The organism is Enterococcus saigonensis, assembly GCF_011397115.1.
In the GTDB taxonomy this organism is placed as follows: Bacteria; Bacillota; Bacilli; order Lactobacillales; family Enterococcaceae; genus Enterococcus_C; species Enterococcus_C saigonensis.
The window spans coordinates 759,884-780,805 of the sequence record NZ_AP022822.1; the positions used below are offsets into that span (position 1 = coordinate 759,884).

A 20,922-nucleotide genomic window follows, 5' to 3' on the forward strand; every position below is an offset into this window, starting at 1 on the left:
CGGCTTTTCTCCCCTATGACAACCAAAACAACAGAAAAATAAAAGAAAAGTATAAATAGTAACCATCGCCAGATTGAGATTGTTTGCAAGGTCTTTTGAAGCCCGTTGCCGGACTTCGTTGCCGACACCCTCTGTCTGGCTATTTTCATGTATGGAGGATAACTGCCTATGGCAAAAAACAAAACAGAGATTCATGTTACAACGATGTTTGACGGGGAGCTGGACGCAACCGATGTGTTCGTCAGCCTGATTTCCCAGAAATACGGTAAGACAAATACGAAAGAATATCTTGCTAAAAGGAAAGATATGAGCTATAATGAAGATGAGGTTCAAAAGAGCCAGATACCGTCTGGATTGTGTGGGTAAATGGCTATGATGAACGAAATGGAATACAGAACAATCGGTTCGGCACTTGCCGGAGGGTATCGTGCAGCGGTCTATTGCAGGCTGTCAAAGGACGATGACCTGCAAGGCGAAAGTGCCAGTATCGCAAACCAGCGTGATATGCTGGAAAAATACTGCGAAAAGCAGGGATGGGAGGTTGTGGCAGTCTATCAGGACGATGGCTTCACAGGTCTTAATATGGAGCGTCCTGATTTACAGAGAATGTTGAGAGCCATTGAGCGCAGGCAAATCAACCTTGTCATCACGAAAGACCTCAGCCGACTGGGGCGGAACTATCTGCAAACCGGGCATTTGATTGAGGACTTTTTCCCAAGAAACGGTGTCCGCTATATCGCCATGAATGACGGTATCGACACCCTGCGGGATAACAACGATATTGCCCCGTTCAAGAATATCCTGAACGAGATGTACAGCAAGGATATTTCCAAGAAAGTCCATTCCTCTTATCTTCTGAAAGCGCAGAAAGGACAGTTTACCGGGTGTCTTGCCCCGTTTGGGTATCGGAAAGACCCGGAGGACAAAAACCATCTGCTCATTGACGAGGAAACCGCCCCGATTGTGCGACTGATTTTCGGATATGCCCTGAACGGTCATGGTCCGAACTATATCCGCAGACGGCTGGAGGAAGAAAAAATCCCCTGCCCCACATGGTGGAACCGGGAACGGGGGCTTCGCAATACCCGCACCAAATGGGAAAAGAAAGACCCAGAAAAAGGACGGTATATGTGGGACTTCTCCGTTATCAAAGACCTTTTGATGAATCCCGTCTACACCGGGGCGATTGCTTCCCAGAAAAAAGACTACCGTTTCAAAATCGGCACGATTGGGGAAAAGAAGCCGGAGGACTGGATTGTGGTGGAGGGACAGCATGAACCGCTGATTGACCGCATGAGCTTTGACATTGTGCAGAACAAGCTGAAATCCCGCCAGCGTCCGGGGCAGACCAATGAAATCAGCCTGTTTGCCGGATTGATAAAATGCGGCGAGTGTGGGAAGTCGCTGACGATACGCTACACAAACGCAAAACATCCCCAGCAGATTTATTCCTGCAAGACCTACAATGCCTTTGGAAAGAACCACTGCACCCAGCACCGGATTGACTATGACACCCTTTGCAGCCATGTGCTGCGGAAAATCAGGGAATGTGCCAGAGCTGCCCTGATGGACGGGAAAGCGGTTGCCGACCGCCTGACTAATACCTGTGAAGCCGAGCAGCGGGAACAGCGGGAAGCAATGGAACGCTCCCTTACAAGGGACGAGGAACGGATTGAGGTTCTGGATAAAATGGTCATGCGGCTTTATGAGGATATGATTGCAGGGCGTATCAGTGAGCAGAATTTCAACACCATGCTGGAAAAGACACAGACCGAGCAGACGGAGCTTAAAGCAAAAGTGTCCGAGGGCAGGAAGCGGCTGTCCGATGAAGCCCAGCTTGCCAATGACGCAAAACAATGGGTGGAAGCCATTCAGGAATATGCCAACATCACAGAGCTGGACGCAGCCACCCTTAACCGCTTAATCAAAGAAATCGTCGTGCATGAGCGCATTGACGAAGATAAAACAAGACACATTTCTATCGAAATTCATTTTAATCTCAAACCCATCCCAGAGGTGGAACAGGTCACTGCCTGACCTGTCCTACCGGGACGGTTCTCTTAAAAACACCATATAGATTTTTTGTACGCCGCCGCCCGCCATCGAGCAGAGTTTTACACCTAATTGGGGATAAAACAGCTAATGGCTGGTGGAGGCATCGTTCTAATCGGCTTAAAACTAATCCCATTACTTTCAAATGTATTGAAGTAAGGAGAGTAGCTTATGTTTGGTATTTTCGATAAGATAGAGGAATTTTTTAAAGAGCTTCTTCTCGGAGGTATCCAAGCAAATCTTGAGTCAATGTTTATCGACATTAATGATAAAGTCGGAGCAGTAGCAACCGATATAGGCAAGACACCAATGGGATGGAACTCAGAGGTATTTAACTTTATTAAGAGTATCAATGATAGTGTCATTATTCCAATTGCAGGTTTAATCATTACAGCAGTTTTATGTATTGAACTGATAAATATGGTTATGCAAAAGAATAATATGCACGATACAGATACCTTTGAGTTTTTTAAATACATGATAAAGATGTGGATAGCGGTATGGCTAGTATCTCATGCCTTTACATTCTCAATGGCAGTATTTGATGTTGCACAACACCTTGTAAATCAGGCGGCAGGAGTAATCAATACTTCTGCTGCCGTTTCAGGTGATCAAATTGTTCAGATGGTTGAGGGATTAAAAGACAAAGGACTTGGAGAACTGGTGATGATACTCTTTGAAACCTCGCTTGTTAAAGTTGCAATACAGGTTATGTCGGTAGTCATAATGCTAGTTGTCTATGGCAGAATGTTTGAGATATATGTTTACTGTTCAGTTTCAGCAATTCCATTTGCCACTATGGGAAATAAGGAGTGGGGACAAATTGGAACAAACTATATCAAAGGTCTATTTGCTATTGGGCTTCAAGGCTTATTCTTGATTATATGCTTGGGTATTTATGCAGTTTTAGTAAAGACGATAAAGATAACGGACATTCATGCAAGTACCTTTATGATATTAGGCTATGCATTACTTCTTGGTCTAATGATGCTAAAGAGTGGAACGCTTGCAAAGAGTGTATTAAACGCACATTAAGGAGGATTTTTAATGATAGAAGTAAAGAAAAAGTTGTTTCCTGTTTCAATTATTGCAGTAGGAATTGGAGCATTTGCTATCTCGATTTTTAACAGGAACAAATTAAAGAATTTAGAAGATGAAGTAAAAAGTACAAGAGATGATGTGAAATCTATTCTTTGTTATCAAGAGCAGAAAAATGCATTCATTGAGTCAGAATTAGAAGAGATGAGAAATGAAGTTGCTTCATGCTATGAACATTTTGAAGCATTTTCAAAGGAAAAAGAAGATGGGAGGTAAGCTATGGGCTATGTACCAATTCCCAAAGATTTAAAAAAGGTAAAAACAAAGGTAGCCTTTAACCTTACAAGAAGACAATTAATTGGATTTACACTTGCTGGACTGGTTGGTATACCAGTCTATTTATTTATGAGAAAGTTTATGCCAAATGATATAGCGATACTGTTTTTAATTGTATCAACGCTTCCAATCTTCTTTGTAACACTATTTGAAAAAGATGGACTTACCTTTGAGAAATATTTTAAGCACATATATCTACACAAGTTTTATCAACCACAGAAGCGAGTGAGAAAGGAGGTTTACCTTGAACAAGAAAAGAAAATTACAGCAAATTCAATTAGAAAAAAATCAAAAGGTATTAAAGGAAAACAAAAGAAACCTGAAAAAAGAAAAGCTGACTAAGCAGAAGAAAAAAGCTTCTCTAATCGACTTAATATTTAAGAAAGAGCCTAAGAGATATACTGTTGAAGACACAATACCTTATCTGAGAATGCTAAAAAGTGGAATATGCCAGCTTGATGAAAAGCACTATAATAAGTGTATTGCATTTCAGGATATAAACTATCAGCTTGCCTTAGAAGAAGATAAGGATTTGATTTTCAATCAATTTGCGAATGTCTTAAACTCTTTTGATCCAAGTGTAGATATTGAGTTTTCATATATCAATCAGCTTGGAAGAAATAATGAATTAAAAGCAGCTATTCAGATACCGGATAAAAATGATGGTTATGATGATATTCGATTAGAGTTTCGTGAGATGTTAAAAAGTCAGCTTGCAAAGGGAAATAATGGTTTAAAGAAATCGAAGTATATCACCTTTGGAGTTGAAGCGGATAGTTTGGAGCAAGCGACTGCAAAACTTGAGCGACTTGAGATTGATATATTATCAAATCTAAAGAGTATGGGAGTTCGTGCTGAGGGCTTAACTGGAGAAGAAAGATTAAAGGTATTGCATGATATTTTAAATCCAGATAAGCTCTTTTCTTTTTCCTATAAAGACTTAAAACCAAGAGAAAGTACAAAGACTGTTATTGCACCAGATTCTTTTAATTTTGTACCAAGTAAGTATTTTAAGTTTGGAAAATATATTGGAGCTGTTAGTCATCTTCAAATACTTGCAAGCGAGCTGTCGGATAGAATGCTTGCAGAATTTTTAGATATAGATGATAACATCAATATTTCTTTTCATATCAAGGCAGTTGAACAGACAGAAGCGATTAAGATGGTGAAAAGAAAAAATACAGATATTGATAAGATGAAGATTGAGGAAAATAAAAAGGCAGTTAGAAGTGGCTATGACATGGACATATTGCCAAGTGATTTAATTACCTATGGTGATAATATCAAGATGCTTTTAAAAGACCTTCAGACAAGAGATGAGCGTATGTTTATCGTAACGATTGTCTTTATGAATTTTGCAAAGACAGTACAAAAGCTAGATACGACTATTTCTCAGATTTCATCTATTGCAAGTAAGCATAATTGTAAGATTAAACGCTTAGATCATAGTCAAGAACAAGGTTTTATCAGTGTATTACCTCTTGGCGTAAATAAGATTGAAATAGATAGAGGGTTAACCTCATCATCTACAGCAGTCTTTTTACCATTTACAACAGAGGAGCTTTTCATAAACTCATCAAATAGCTTGTACTATGGATTAAATGCCTTAAGCCATAATCTTATTATGGCTGATAGAAAAATGCTTAAAAATCCAAATGGCTTAATTTTAGGTACGCCTGGTTCTGGTAAGTCATTTTCTGCAAAGCGTGAAATGGCAAATGCTATTCTTACAACCGATGATGATGTCATTATCTGTGATCCAGAGGGTGAATATGGCAATCTTGTTAAACAGTTTAAGGGAGAAGTCATAAAGGTTAGTGCAAAGAGTAAAGACTATCTTAATCCCCTAGATATAAATATGAATTATGGAGATGGAGATGCACCACTTAAGGATAAGGCAAATTTTATTATGTCTATGCTTGAACTTGTGGTTGGTGGTAGTGGACTTACAGCAGAAGAAAAGTCTGTTATAGATAGGTGCTTACCTAAGATTTACGAGAAATATTTTGAAAATCCAGTTCCAGAGAATATGCCTATACTTCAAGACCTTTACAATATGTTAAGAGGGCAAGAAGAAAAGGTGGGAAAGAAACTTGCAACAGAAATGGAAATCTATGTTTCAGGAAGTCTTAATGTCTTTAATCACAGGTCAAATGTTGACTTAAACAAGCAGCTCATTTGCTTTGATATTAAAGAACTTGGAACACAGCTTAAAAAGATAGGAATGCTTGTTATTCAAGATCAGGTGTGGAATAAGGTGTCGCAAAATAGAAACACAGGAAAAAGCACAAGATACTACATTGACGAGTTTCACTTGCTTTTAAAAGACGAGCAAACTTCTCAGTATTCTGTTGAAATTTGGAAGAGATTTAGAAAATGGGGCGGCATTCCAACAGGAATTACACAAAATGTCAAAGATCTACTTGCAAGTAAAGAAATTGAAAATATTTTTGACAATACGGATTTTATTCTAATGCTTAATCAAGCAACAGGTGATAGAGATTGGCTTGTTGTAAAGCTTAAAATCTCAAAGGATCAGGAAAAATTCGTTACCAATTCAAGAGCAGGTGAAGGTTTGATTTTCTTTGGAAACACCATTGTTCCATTTGTAGATAACTTCCCTAAAGACACAATCCTATATCAAAAGATGACTACAAAACCTGAAGAAGTGAGGTAGCGTCTTATGAGTAAAAAAAGAAAGCGAGATTTGAATGAAAAGTTAAGGGCAAGAGAAGAGAAAATCATCACAAAATCTGAAACAGATGATGTCCTAGATTATAAAAGAAAAACTGGAGATGATTACAGGGATAAGGTAGTTAAAGAAGAAAACAGGTTTCAAGATAAAATTCATGAGAAGATAAGTAAAAGAACGGATATTACTAGTGAAATAGAAACAAGTAACAAGAGCAAAAATGCTATAAAAAGAAATATTCGAAGTAACAGTTTTCAAGCCGAAGTAGCCAAGTCAGATTATCAAACAGAGGTTAAAGAAAATCGTATCTATGATCCTTTAGCAAAAGACCAAGATGGTGATGGTGTTATTGATAGATATGATAATGATTTTAGAGATAGCGATGTATCATATGAGCCTTTAGGTAATAAAAAATCCAAACTTCATGAAAAGCAGAAAAGGTCACTTAAAAGAAAGAACTATTCTGATAAGCTCTTTACAAGAAAAGAGATGGATAAGAAAAAGGAAGATAACACTAAAGCTTCTAAAACTGGTAAAGAAGTCATCAGAGATAGGGAAAAGAAAAATCAGCTTTATAAAAGGTATAACAAAGAAACCTTAGTCGGTGGAAGTGTGATTGGAGCCGCAAAACTTGGTGAGGTTACAAGTGCTTATCTATCATCTGGTAGTGATGAAAATGCATCTGTTGAAGCTGCTGAAAAAGGCTTAGGAAGTTCCTCTAAACTTATTCATGGCGTAAAAAATTATTCGGATAAGAGAAAAAGTAAGAAGATATATGATTTAGAAAAGAGCAATAGGAAAATCAAAAGTAGAAAGTCCAAGCTTGAGTTTAGAAAGAGCATGGACGAGGTTGAGAAGACCGACCAATATAAAAAAGCAAATGCTTATAAGAAGTTTCAAAAGAAGAAACAGATGAAGTCAGCTATCTATAAACAAAAGAAGACAAGAATTAGAGATAGAGTTAAAAAGACACTGATGGATACATTCAAGGTATCTAAAGACTTCATCATAAGAAAAGCAAAAGTGGCAGCAATAGTAGTAGCTGCCATAATTATTTTTGGAACTTTTGTATTTAACTTTGCAAGCATGACAATGGGTGGATTTGCTAATTCTACGAGCAGTGTTTTAACAACATCATATTTATCAAGACCAAATGTTTTAACTGAGATTAACCAAAGTTTTTCAAACAAGGAGAATGACTTATATAGCGAGCTTGAAAATGTAGAAAAGAATAATCCCAGATACGATGAATATATCGTAAGAAAAAATGGAGATATTGGTCATAATGTTCATGAACTTTTATCCTATATCACTTCAAGATATGGTGAAGTAAAGAGTTTATCTGAAGTTAGTAATATTTTAGATGACTTATTTAAGACTATGTACCATGTCGATTATAAAGAGGAAATAGAGATAAGGTATAAGACTGTAACTGGAACTTACACTGATGAAGAGGGGAACGAATATACCGAGAGCCATGAAGAACCTTATGAGTATAGAAAGCTCATTGTTACTTTAAGTAAAAGAGAAATGGATAGCGTGGTTCGAGAAGTCTTCGTTAAGTATCCAGACAATTTAAAGCATTATGAAGCACTATTCCTTGCACAGGGGAATATGGGCGAAATGTTTGGCAACACGAATCTCATTACTGCAAATGGTGGCATAGGTGGAGGAAAAGAATACGAAGCATCGTCTGATGTTCAAAAGAAAATTGTAAATGCAGCATATATTACTCCATCACCTGGAGCAGGTTGGTGTGCAATGTGGGTTTCTCAGGTTTATCAAAATGCAGGTCTTGGATATATCGGAGGTAATGCTAATGATATGTACCGAAACCATACATTTACTTCTGATAGATCAAAGTTAAAAGTAGGAATGCTTGTAGCAGTTGAAAGTAGCAGTAGTGGTGGACAAGCCGGACTTACTTATGGTCATGTCGGAATTTATATTGGTGATGGTAAGGTAATGGATAATATCGGAGTAGTTAGGGTAACAACCTTAGATGATTGGATTGCAACATTCTGTAAACACCATCCAGTAGGATTTGGATTTCCACCAAACGTACAAAGATAGAAGGGAGTGGAAAATGTGAATAGGGAACTGAATACTGTTAATAAAAAAATTCAAAAGTTATTAGATAAGAAGGTTCAGATCGATAAAGATTTAGAGCCTTTATTTATTCGTAAAGATGAACTATTAGACCAGGAGTATGTAGTGATTTGTAGAGAGAACAATATCACTCTTGAAGAATTAGTGAAGATGTTCAAAGAGAAAAAAGAAAAGGAGAAATATAGTAATGAAAAGCAAATTGAAGAATAAGAAAGTATTGGCCGCACTTATTGGAGCAGCGTTACTTTTGGTTTCAATTATAGGTGTGATGACTGTAAATAAGCAGATTGTATTTGCAAAAGATGGAACTGTACTTTCAATGCTTAATCCGATTGAAGCTCTTGCAGAAACGGAAGAGAAATTTGAAGTAAAGATTAAGTATGTATTTTCAGACGAGAAAGTATTTAAGGAAGAAGTTGTAAAGGCAGATAAAGGACAAATCCTTGATAGTGGTGATTTGCCAATGTTACCTGACGATATGAAATTCATTGATGATTTTCTTTATTATGGAGTAAAAGGCGATGGGAAAGATGAGATTATCCGTAAGGTAGAAAAGATTGTAAAAGATGAAGCAACTCAGACTGAAAATGATAAAGATAAAGAAAAGAAGTCTGATGAAGCAAAACAGGATAAAGCCACTCAAACAGAAGAGCCTAAGAAAGATTCATCAACTCAAACTGATATTACTAAAAATGATTTAGATAAGATGGATAAGGAGTCTAAGGACTTAAAAGAAAAGGTAGATAATCTTAGCAAGGAACTTAAGGATAAAGATAAGTTAAGTGATAAGCAAAAAGATAAAATCAAAAATCTTGAAGATGAAATTGAAGCTTTGGAAAAGAAAATCAAAAAGGACAAGGACTCTGTTGATTCATCGAAAGAAAATATTGAGCTTAAAAAATCTATTGAAGAGTTAGAAAAGAAGACTAAGGAACTACAGGAAAAGCTCAATTCTATGAATAAGATAGGGACTAATTCTAATTCAACTATCTCAAATCCAGTACCGAAAAATAACGAATCTTTTAGCAAATTTATTCCAAGCACACCTATAAATACAGGAAAAGGTAGCGATGCTTCTGGTAATGCTTCAACGCCAACATCTAAAATAGAAAATAAGGTAGAAACTAAGTCGGATAAAAAAGAGGAGAGACAGGAAATACGTTATCCGAATAAGCTAACACCTAAACAAACTTCAAGTAATGGAGATACGTCTTCTATGGATGGAACAAGCAAGTCAGCAAATACCAATAAAGGAGTAGCGTCAGCACCGTCAAAAGCAAGAGGAACCGTTACAGAGAATAAGGATAATGCAAACAAAGATTATCCAATTCACCACAACGATGGTAAAGATAATAAGTCTACGGATATGTATTCAGCAGACGCAAGACAGTTTGTAACTTTTACAACTAAAAATGGAAAGACTTTTCATCTAATCATTAATCATGATGAAGATAGCGAGAATGTAATGCTTTTAACAGAAGTTTCAGAAGATGATTTGTTAAATATGGTTGAAAAGAAAGAAACACAAAAGGAGATTGTAAAGGAAGATCAAATAAAAGAAGAGCCTAAACCAGTGAAAAAATATGAAAGTAGTAATATGGGAACATACTTAATTCTGATTCTTGTAGTAGCTGGAGCATTAGGTGCAGGTTATTACTTTAAGGTTGTTAAAAAGAAAGAGAATGAAGAACTTGAAGCATTAGAAGATGATGACGATGATTTTTTCTCAGAAGCTGATGAAAGTGAAGAAACATCAGAAATAGAGGTTGAAGAAATCGAAGAAGATGAAGAATAAAATGCATCATAAATTATATGATTTTGGGTGCAAGTTAAAGGCGAGGGAGTATTATCTTTCGCCTTATTTTATTTGAAAGATTGGAGATAATATGGATTTAGTTATTGCAGAAAAACCAAGTGTAGCTATATCAATTGCAAAGGTGATAGGAGCTACAAAAAAGAAAGATGGATACTATGAGGGAAGTGGATATAGGGTATCATGGTGCGTAGGTCATCTGATTCAGATGGCAAATCCCGATAGCTATGATGAAAAGTATGCTAAGTGGAATATGGAAGATTTACCGATTGTTCCAAGTGAGTATAAGTATGAGGTTTCAAAATCTACTAAGAAACAATTTAGTGTCTTGAAGAAACTATTGAATGATAAAGAAATAGAGAATGTAATAAATGCTTGTGATGCTGGTCGTGAAGGAGAAAGCATTTTTAGACTTGTCTATAATCAAGCAAATTGTAAAAAGAAGATGAAACGACTTTGGATTTCATCAATGGAAGATAGTGCAATTAAAGATGGTTTCAATAACTTAAAAGATGGAAGTTACTACGATGATTTATTTGAATCCGCCAAGGCAAGAGCGATTGCAGATTGGCTAGTCGGGATGAATATTAGTAGGCTTTATTCTTGCCTGTATAAGCAAAATTATAGTGTGGGAAGAGTACAAACACCTACACTTGCAATGATTGTAAATAGGGATGATGAAATCAGTAATTTCAAGAAAGAAAAATATTATACAGTTGAGCTTTCTTTAGATAAATTTTCACTTTCTACAGACAGAATTGATGACAAGACTACCACAGAGCAGCTTATCAATTTAGTAGGTAATTCCATAGAAATTACTGATGTCTTTCAAAAAGAAAAGATAACAAAACCTGAGTTACCTTTTGACCTTACAACACTTCAAAGAGAATGCAACAAGTATTTTGGATATAGTGCGAAACAGACACTTGATTATGCTCAAAGTCTTTATGAGAAGAAGTTTATAACATATCCAAGAACTGATAGTAGATGCCTGACTGAAGATATGATTACAAGCGTCATTAATAATATCTTAGGCAAGAATGACTTTGATACTGAAAGAATTAAGATAGTGTTTAATTCTAAAAAAGTTACGGATCACCATGCGATTATACCAACAATCAGCTCATTAAAAGAAGATATTTCAACTCTTCCAGAAAGTGAAGCAAAGGTATATAGACTTATAACAAATAAACTTCACGCAAGTGTTGGATACCCTTTAGTAGAAAATACTACAAAAATTGTTGCTGAGTTTGATGGTTTTGAATTTAGTAGTAGTGGCAAAGTGATTATTGATGAGGGATTCACTAAGTATTTAAAAGAATATAAAACTAAGAAAACTGAAGATACATTACTACCAGGTGTAAAGGTAGGCGAAGTATTTGAGATAAGAAATAAAGAAGTAAAAGAGAAATATACATCACCACCTAAGCATTTTACGGAAGATACACTTTTAAAGGCTATGGAAGTAGCGGGTAATGACGCCTTAGAAAAAGGCATTGAGGTAGAAAGAAAAGGACTTGGTACACCGGCAACTCGTGCAGGTATTATTGAAAACTTGATTTTCAAAGGTTTTATCGAAAGAGATAAAAAGAATCTAATTGCAACCAATAAAGGAATTAGTTTGGTGACTATTGTTTCAGATACTCTTAAATCGGCAGAAACTACTGCTGAATGGGAAATGAAACTATCTGATATTGCTAATGGAAAGGCGAATAAGGATGATTTCTTAAAATGTATTGAGAATGAAATAAGAGAAACAGTAGGGATATATCGTAAATAATTTTTGGGGGAATGAGAGCTAATCTTGTTCCCTTATTTTATTGGAGGTGATTAAAATAGATGAGCTAAATGTATTAGAACTGTTTGGTGGTATAGGTGCCATTAGAAAAGCTTTAATAAGGCAAAAAATATCTCATAAGACGGTGGATTATGTAGAGATAGATAAGAATTGTGTTAAAAGTTATAATGCACTTTATGGCGAAGAATTTGAGCCTAAGAGTATAGTAGATTATCATCCGCCAGATGAAAAAATAGATTTACTAATGCATGGTAGTCCATGTCAAGATTTTAGTCGAAGTGGCTTAAAGAAAGGTGGCACAAAAGGTAGCGGTACAAGAAGTAGTCTTCTTTTTGAAACAATACGAATAATAGAAGAAATGAATATAAAGCCCAAGGTTGTGCTTTGGGAAAATGTAAAGGGAGTTCTCGATAGAAATTTGAGAACTTCCTTTTTTCATTACTTAAAAGAAATGGAGAGACTAGGATATGAGAACAAATATGAAATTCTAAATGCTATGGAGTTTGGAATACCACAGAAAAGAGAGCGTATCTTTGTTGTAAGCATCTTGGGGAATAATTCTTTTGATTTTGCCAAGCTCGAAAAAACACAAGCAAGGGATATATCTGAATTTCTTGAGAAAGACGCTTCAAATCTTTATGAAGTAAGGCAAGAGTCAATGCTTCGATATATAAGAGGAAAACCTAAGAATAATAATTTTAGAGGAAGACTTAAAGTGATAGATAAGTTTGCCTACACCATTTCCACCAAGCAAGTGCGTATTCCTAACTCAGGAATTATTGATTTAAGTAATGGTAAATATAGATATTTAACTGAGCGAGAGTGTTTTAGACTTATGGGATTTGATGATGAAAACTTTAATAGGCTAAAAGCTATTTATCCAGGAAGAAAAGGGAAATTATCGTCAATACTATATAAACAAGCTGGAAATAGCATTGTCGTGAATGTGTTAGAAGCAATATTAAGAGAAATTTTGAAGAACTAGGAGGTAAAGATGAGGACGAATGATTTTTACAACATAATTGAGCTTGTAAAAAGAGATGTTTTAGATAGTGAAAGAGAATATCTAAAACTCTTAAAGGTCATTGGAAATAATCAAAGATATGACTTTTTAAGTCAACTTAGTATCTATGATAAAAATCCCAATGCAACTGCTTGTGCAAGCTTTGATATGTGGAGAGAAAGATTTAATCGAACTGTTATGAGAGGGCAAAAAGGGATACCTATTCTAAATGACAGTAATGCTTTCCAAAAGGTAGGATATATCTTCGATATTAGTCAGACGGTATCGATGGATAGAAATGTTAATGAAGTGGAACTATGGTCTTTTGATAGAGAAAAGCATGAAAATGCATTAAAAGATATGATTGAGCTGCAAGGGTATGATTCAAGTGAAAACCTATCAGAGAATCTATATTCTCTTAGCAGAATATACGCAGATGAAAGCATATATGAGCTTGCAAATAATCTGAGGATTGCTGATGAAGATAGAAACTCATTTATAAATTTTATGAGAAATTCTATTAGCTTTGCAATTTCAAATAGATTTAATCTGGATTATCATATTCCAATGGATAACTTACAAGAAAATTTTAAGTACCTAGATAGAATTTCTTTAATGAGTGTTGGTAACTGTATTTCCAATGCTTGTAGCAATATTATTGAAGCTACGATGGTTAGAACAAGAAATTTATCTGTGGGTAGAGACCTGACAAAGAGTATAGGTGCCGATTATAATAAGCTTAATGAAAATAATAAAGAATTAGGAGGTATGGCGAATGCTATTCGATCAAATGACGAAAGAGATGATAATGACGGAAACCGAATTTTCAGAGCTGGAGAATACAGACGAGATAATTTTGATAATCAAGGAGAAGACTTTGAACAAACTGGAGGAAGAGAAGAAATTCATGGAAGAATTTCCGAATCCAATTTACGCAGTGATGAGATTGGACTTTCTAACAGAGAGCAGCGAGGAGAAACACTATCAAATGCTAATAGACCTTTACAAAGAGAAGAGCCTAGTGAAACACTTGATGGAAGTTCAAAAGAGAGCCATAGACTTTATGAGGAAGGAAAAGCCGAATATGATGGAAGCTTGGAAAATAGAGAGCGAAACGAATCCAAAATACAAGGCAATGATTTCAGCCTTGAAAGAGATGACAATCAAGGAAATAGTGGAAGCTTAGAAAATAGCATTGAAAAAACAAACGAGGGAGCAGAAAATGCTTCCTTTTTCTATTCTAAAGAAGATCCATACAATTTAATGACTGATGAAATGCTTGAGCGTGTTCCAAAACTTTATGACCAAGAACACACTGATCTGGCAGATACTCAGGTTCATGCAGCATATATCATTCCATTTAGAAGCAATTGGACATGGTATATGACGGAATATGATAGGGAAACAGGAGATGCATTTGGTCTTGCTTTAGGAATTGAACCAGAGTGGGGATATTTTAACATCCGTGAGCTTGAAGAACTAAATGCTCAAAGACTTATTTTAGAAGATTTCCCAAAGACTTTTAGAGAGCTTAAAGACAGAGAATTAAAAAAGCAGATGGATGAACATGAACTTCAAATGGTATTTAATGGAGAACTTAGTTTTGAAAATGAGGTAATTCCTAAAGAAGCTACCAGTAAAATAACAGATGAATTTGAAGAAGAATTAAGTCCTAATTTTGCTGAAGAAGTTGGCTCTATTATGGAAGAATACGAAGTCCCAAGAGATGTTGCAATTAGCAGACTTGCCACTAGTAAATTAGAAGAAGCTCTTCAAGGAACAAACATTGGGATTGATGATTTTAATTTTGAACAATTAGAACAGATTATGAGTGCTATAAAAGAGTATGACTTTTATGGAAATGAAATTACTGAGATTGCAGATCCTAAACTTCCTGTATGGAAGATGGAACATTTAAAATGGCTTATTGATGATTGGAACAAAGGTCTGGATGGTGTTACATCAGAAAAGATAAAATATCTGAAAGAGTTAGACATTGAACTTGCTAAGTTTAATGTGCTTAAAGGTTATCTAATGAATGATGAAGTAAGCATAAGTCAAATTGAAGAATTTAAGGATAACATTGACTTTGTTACGATGAGTGAGTTTGTTGATAGTCTTAAAGATTACGCATATAACAATCAGAATGAGAAAGTAGCAGTTAAAGTCGGCAATGAATTTATACTTGCAAGTAAACAAGATAGCTTTGCCATCAGCCTTGAAGAGACTGGAAGAAAAGTGAAAGTTGAAAGAATAGAGTATCCACTTCATCGTGGCACTACTTTTAAGGAAAGTACGAAAGTCGATAAGCTCATTGATAGCGGAAAATATAAGGCTCTTGAAATTTCTGAATATGCTTTAGATGAAAAAGAAGCTGAAAATACGCAAATGAAAGAGCCACAAACAAGGCAGGAAACACTTTTTGATTATCTAAACCAAGCGGATAGTAATGTAGATAATATCAATGAAAAGCCCCTTGATTTATCCATCGGAAAAACTGTATATATGGATCACGAAGCATATAGGATTGATTCAGAGATTACTTTTAATAACATTTTACAAAAGAATGATTTAAGACTTGCACCACTTAGAAAAGGTAACTTTATGATGCCGATTGTGAGTTTTGCTGATGATAAGGAGCTTTTAGAAAAAATCTCTTTTGATAGACCAAAACTTATGGTTGGAGATGAAGTTCAATATAAGAATAAGGACTTTACCATTACAAGATTTGATGACACGGGAAAGGGTCTAAAGACAGTAACCATAAAGGATAATGTGGAATATCTTGGCGGAATGATTACAGGTTCAGAAGTTATTGCCTACAGACAAGATAGCGATTTAGATAGACTTTTCGGTTTAGAAGAAACAACAAGAATTAGTGAAAAGACAAAAGCTTCAAACTTTAAAATCACAAAAGAAACACTACCTGAAAAGTTGTCGCCAAGTGAGAGGTTAAACAATAATCTTGAAGCAATCTCTATGCTTAACAGAGTGGAGAGCGGAGAACTAGAGCTTGATATTACAGCTCAGGAAGTTTTAGCAAAATATGTAGGTTGGGGTGGACTATCTGATGTCTTTGATGAAAGTAAAGACGGTCAATGGAAAGAAGCAAGAGCTTTCTTAAAAGAAAACTTAACATTACCAGAATATGAGACTGCTAAGGAATCTACATTAACAGCTTTTTATACGCCTAAAATTATAATTGATGGAGTATATAAGACACTTTCAGAAATGGGATTTAAGAATGGAAATATTTTAGAACCATCGATGGGCGTAGGTAATTTTATCGGTAATCTTCCAGATGAAATGAGCAAGTCAAAGTTTTATGGCATTGAGCTTGATTCTGTTAGTGGTAGAATTGCAAAACTTCTTTATCCTGAAAGTGATGTGCAAGTTAAAGGCTTTGAAGAGACAAGTTTTTCAAATAACTTCTTTGATGTAGCAATTGGTAATGTTCCGTTTGGCGAATTTAAGGTTAATGATAGGGAATACAATCGTAATAACTTTCTAATTCATGACTATTTCTTTGCTAAATCTATTGATAAGGTGAGAAATGGTGGTGTTATAGCATTTGTCACATCATCTGGAACTATGGATAAGAAAGACGAAAGTATCCGTAAATATATAAATGCAAGAGCAGAATTTTTAGGTGCAATAAGACTTCCTAACGATACCTTTAAGGGTGTTGCCGGTACAGAAGTAACTTCAGATATTATATTCCTGAAGAAAAGAGATAGTGTACTTGAGCGTGATGATGACTGGGTTCATTTAGCGGAAGATGAAAATGGTCTTGTATATAATAAATATTTTGTAGACCATCCAGAACAAGTTCTTGGAAACATGAGAGAAGTAAGTGGAAGATTTGGAAAAACTCTTACTTGTGAGCCAATAGCATTTTTACCTCATGAAATAAATACGTCTTCTTTAAAAGATCGTATTGAAGCTGCAGGTGAAAGAATATCAAAAGATGCGAAGTATGAAGAGATAGAGTTATTAGATGATGAAGTAACAGCAATCCCAGCAACAGATGATGTAAAAAACTTTTCCTACGCAATCATAGATGAGGAGGTATATTACAGGGAAAATTCACTTTTTGTTAAGAAAGAAGTATCGGACAAAAACAAGGAAAAGATTAAGGATTATCTCGAATTAAATGACGCACTAAAGGATGTAATATACAAGCAAAAAGAAGATTTTAGTGAAGCTGAAATTAAAGAGTCTCAGGATAAATTAAACGCTGTTTATGATAACTTTTCTAAGAAACATGGTTTTGTTAATAATTTAAGTAACACCAGAGCTTTAAGAGAGGATAGTAACTTCCCACTGGTATCTTCTATCGAGATACTTGATGAAGAAGAAAACTTCAAGGCAAAAGGCGATATTTTTTCTAAACGAACTATCACAAAAGCGAAAGTTATTGACCATGTGGATTCTTCACTTGAAGCATTGGTACTATCTATTTCACAAAAAGGTTATGTAGATTTTGATTACATGACAAATCTAACGGATAAGGATAGAAACACTCTTATAGAAGAACTTAGAGGAGAAATCTTTTTAAACATTAGGGAAGAGAATGTTAGTTTTAATCAGAAGCTTTCTTTTGACTTGGGAGATGGGGATTTACCATTTGCTTGTAGCGATGAAACTAACTCCTTTAAGTATACCTATGTAACGAAAGATGAATACTTAAGTGGAAATATTAGAGAAAAAATAGGTGTTGTAGATAGCTATATCAATAGGTTGCGACAAGCAGAACGAATACTTTCAGAAGAAAGTGAAAACGAAAGGGAAACACTTGTAAACGAACTAAGCAGACTGGAATATCAAAAAGCAGAACTTCAAAGAGTAATGCCAAAAGAACTTGAAGCCAGTGAAATCAATGTAAGGCTTGGTGCAACATGGATTCCACCTAAAGATATTGAAAGATTCATATTTGAAACATTAAAAACTCCAGGATATGCAAGATGGGATATTAAAGTCAAATTTTCACATTTAACCAGTGAATGGAATGTTGAGGGTAAGAGCAAAGACAGGGGAAATGACCTAGCAGAAATGACTTATGGCACAAACAGAGTAAGTGCCTATAAGCTTATTGAAGATGCTTTAAACCTAAAAGAAACAAAGGTGTTTGACCAAATTATTAATCTAGATGGTTCAAAGACTTCGGTACTAAATAAAAAAGAAACTATGCTTGCAGGACAGAAACAAGAGCTTATAAAAGAAGAGTTTAAGAATTGGATATTTAACGATCAGGATAGAAGAAATAGACTTGTAAAAGCCTATAATGAAAAATTTAATTCTATTCGTAATCGAGAATATGACGGATCTAATTTAAGTTTTGATGGAATGAGTACAGATATTTCGCTTCGCCCACATCAAAAGAACGCAATTGCAAGAATACTTTATGGTGGTAATAGCTTGCTTGCCCATGTAGTAGGAGCCGGCAAGACTTTTGAAATGGTGGCAAGCTCAATGGAAGCAAAGAAACTTGGAATGTGTACTAAGTCATTATTTGTTGTGCCAAATCATCTTACAGGGCAAATTGGTCGTGAATTTATGCAACTATACCCATCAGCTAATATTATGGTGGCTGATAAAAAAGACTTTGAGCCAAAGAATCGAAAGAGATTTATAGGGAAAATTGCAACAGGTGAATATGATGCAGTTATTATTGGGCATAGTCAGTTTGAAAAAATTCCAATGTCTAAGGAATATCAACAAAAGCACATTCAAGACCAGATTGATGAGATTATCAATTATGTAGAAGAGTATAAGCATGACAGAAATCAAAATTTTACAGTAAAAGAGCTTCAAAAGACCAGAAAAAAACTAGAAACAAGACTTGAAAAGTTAAATGATGATTTCAAAAAGGATGATGTTATTACTTTTGAAGAGCTTGGCGTAGATAAGCTGATTGTTGATGAAGCTCATAATTATAAGAACCTATATCTTTATACAAAAATGAGAAATGTTGCAGGTATTGGGCAATCTGAAGCTTTTAAATCATCGGATATGTTTATGAAATGTCGATACATGGATGAAATGACTGGTGGCAAAGGAATTGTATTTGCTACAGGTACTCCAGTATCGAATTCAATGACAGAGCTTTATACTATGCAAAGATATTTACAGTACGACACTTTAAAAAAGAATGGATTAGAGCATTTTGATTCATGGGCATCAACCTTTGGAGAAACACAATCTGCTTTCGAGTTATCTCCAGAGGGAACAGGCTACAGAGTGAAGACTCGTTTCTCTAAGTTTTATAACCTACCTGAGCTTATGAGTATGTTTAAGGAAGTAGCGGATATTCAAACTGCAGATATGCTCAATCTTCCTGTTCCAGAAGCTCATTTTAAGGTCATTAAGACTGAGCCAAGTGAAGAACAAAAAGAAATACTAAAGAGCTTGTCTGAAAGGGCTGATAAGGTGCGTAATAAGTCCGTAGAGCCTGAAGAAGATAATATGCTTAAGATTACTAATGATGGTAAGAAACTTGCCTTAGATCAGCGTTTAATCAATCCTTTACTTCCAGATGATGAAAACTCAAAGGTTAATGTATGTGTTAAAAATGTATTTTCTATTTGGGATAAGACAAAAGAAGAAAAATCAACACAACTTCTATTTTCAGATATGTCTACACCTAAAGGTGATGGCAGCTTTAATATCTATGATGATATTAGGGATAAACTTGTAGATTTAGGAATACGAAAGGAAGAAATTGCCTTTATACATGAAGCCAATACTGATAAGCAAAAAGATGAACTCTTTGCAAAGGTAAGAAATGGAGAAATTCGTATTTTAATGGGTTCTACTCAGAAAATGGGTGCTGGTACAAATGTGCAAAATAAACTAATTGCAATGCACGATTTAGATGTACCATGGAGACCTGCTGACCTTGAGCAGAGAAGTGGTAGAATTGTTCGCCAAGGCAATGAAAATAAGGAAGTTAGTATCTATCGTTATGTTACAGAGAATACATTTGACAGCTACTTGTGGCAGACAATAGAGAATAAGCAGAAATTTATTTCACAGATTATGACTTCAAAGACACCTGTTCGTGTTGCAGAAGATGTAGATGAAAGTAGTTTGAACTATGCTGAGATTAAAGCACTTGCTACTGGTGATCCAAAGATAAAAGAAAAGATGGATTTAGATAATGAAGTTACAAAACTTAAAATGTTGGAAGCAAACTATAAGTCCAACCGTTACAGATTAGAGGACAAGGTGGTGAAAACCTACCCGGAAGAAATTGCAAGAACAGAAAAGCTAATTGAAGCAGTGAAAAGAGATATAGAAAATGTTGAACCACAAGGAAGTGGTGAAAATAAATTCACTTCTATCACGATTAATGGCGAGATAATTCGAGATAAAAAGATAGCTGGAGAAAAGCTTTTAGAAGCGATTAAAACTGTAAAACTTAATGAAAGTAAGGTTATCGGACAGTATCGAAATATGGATTTAGAGGTAAGCTATAACTTCTTCACCAATGAGCATAATTTCACTTTAAAAGGTGCTACAAACCATTCAGGAGAGCTTGGTACAAGTTCAGATGGTAATATTACAAGATTAGACAATGCTATTGATAAAATACCTGAAAGGTTAAATCGTCTTGAAGAAAAACTCGTTAGCACAAAGGAACAACTGGAAAATGCAAAAGAAGAAGTAATAAAGCCTTTTGAAAAAGCAGATGAACTAAAGACAAAAGTATTAAGGCTTACAGAATTAAACAAGCTACTTGATATGGGAGAAGTAGAAGAAAAAGAAAATCCTAATCCATTACTTGAAGATGTAAAGAGGGCTATTGTAGATTTTTGCAAAAGGGAATATGAAGATGATAGTTATACCTATGAGAATTTTAATAATCTATTTCCTGACCTTGCTCATATTGGAATTGCATATACTACTACACCAGATGAAAAGCATGAAATCCAATATGAAATTAGCTTAGAAGATTTTACAGCTACTCAATATATCAATGGAGAATCAATCACAAAGATTGATTATCTCAAAGACCTTGGAAGTGAAGAAAAGGCATTGGAATTTCTAAAACAAGAAATGGAATATGGAGACTTTGGAGA

The 20,922-nt window shown here is 35.2% G+C and carries 11 protein-coding genes and 2 pseudogenes; all 13 read left to right on the top strand.

The window, feature by feature from the left end; genetic code table 11:
- Positions 1–168 precede the first annotated feature (168 nt).
- Positions 169–366: a hypothetical protein gene (locus tag EsVE80_RS03535; RefSeq protein ID WP_173102494.1), complete on the top strand. Its 198-nt coding sequence runs from the start codon at positions 169–171 to the stop codon at positions 364–366.
- Positions 367–372: 6 nt separating this feature from the next.
- Entirely contained in the window at positions 373–2,037 is a 1,665-nt protein-coding gene (locus EsVE80_RS03540; RefSeq protein WP_456298501.1) for a recombinase family protein, read from the top strand.
- A 90-nt stretch (positions 2,038–2,127) separates the two neighbouring features.
- Positions 2,128–2,211, top strand: a pseudogene (locus EsVE80_RS03545) (Maff2 family mobile element protein); the annotation flags it as partial.
- 12 nt (positions 2,212–2,223) lie between these two features.
- Entirely contained in the window at positions 2,224–3,087 is an 864-nt protein-coding gene (locus EsVE80_RS03550) for a VirB6/TrbL-like conjugal transfer protein, CD1112 family (RefSeq protein ID WP_081528326.1), read from the top strand.
- A 12-nt stretch (positions 3,088–3,099) separates the two neighbouring features.
- Positions 3,100–3,366, top strand: coding sequence for a hypothetical protein (locus tag EsVE80_RS03555; protein ID WP_000573637.1), 267 nt, complete (start codon positions 3,100–3,102; stop codon positions 3,364–3,366).
- A gap of 3 nt (positions 3,367–3,369) precedes the next feature.
- A complete protein-coding gene (locus tag EsVE80_RS03560; protein WP_000542588.1) occupies positions 3,370–3,768 on the top strand; it encodes a PrgI family protein in 399 nt (132 codons plus the stop codon).
- Positions 3,671–6,103, top strand: coding sequence for a VirB4-like conjugal transfer ATPase, CD1110 family (locus tag EsVE80_RS03565; protein ID WP_001901813.1), 2,433 nt, complete (start codon positions 3,671–3,673; stop codon positions 6,101–6,103). Before EsVE80_RS03560 ends, EsVE80_RS03565 begins: the two co-directional genes overlap by 98 nt.
- A gap of 6 nt (positions 6,104–6,109) precedes the next feature.
- The gene (locus tag EsVE80_RS03570) at positions 6,110–8,191 is read left to right on the top strand and encodes a CHAP domain-containing protein (protein ID WP_081528327.1); all 2,082 of its coding nucleotides are present in this window, start codon (positions 6,110–6,112) and stop codon (positions 8,189–8,191) included.
- Between the two features lie 15 nt (positions 8,192–8,206).
- A complete protein-coding gene (locus EsVE80_RS03575; RefSeq protein ID WP_001901812.1) occupies positions 8,207–8,437 on the top strand; it encodes a hypothetical protein in 231 nt (76 codons plus the stop codon).
- The gene (locus tag EsVE80_RS03580) at positions 8,415–10,022 is read left to right on the top strand and encodes a CD1107 family mobile element protein (RefSeq protein ID WP_173102496.1); all 1,608 of its coding nucleotides are present in this window, start codon (positions 8,415–8,417) and stop codon (positions 10,020–10,022) included. The genes EsVE80_RS03575 and EsVE80_RS03580 overlap by 23 nt, the downstream gene beginning before the upstream one ends.
- A gap of 91 nt (positions 10,023–10,113) precedes the next feature.
- Positions 10,114–11,820, top strand: coding sequence for a DNA topoisomerase 3 (locus tag EsVE80_RS03585; RefSeq protein ID WP_081528329.1), 1,707 nt, complete (start codon positions 10,114–10,116; stop codon positions 11,818–11,820).
- A 55-nt stretch (positions 11,821–11,875) separates the two neighbouring features.
- Complete coding sequence (locus EsVE80_RS03590; RefSeq protein ID WP_197090290.1) at positions 11,876–12,823, top strand: DNA cytosine methyltransferase; 948 nt, start codon at positions 11,876–11,878, stop codon at positions 12,821–12,823.
- A 9-nt stretch (positions 12,824–12,832) separates the two neighbouring features.
- Positions 12,833–20,825 (top strand): annotated as a pseudogene (locus EsVE80_RS03595) (DEAD/DEAH box helicase family protein); the annotation flags it as partial.
- Between the last annotated feature and the right edge of the window lie 97 nt (positions 20,826–20,922).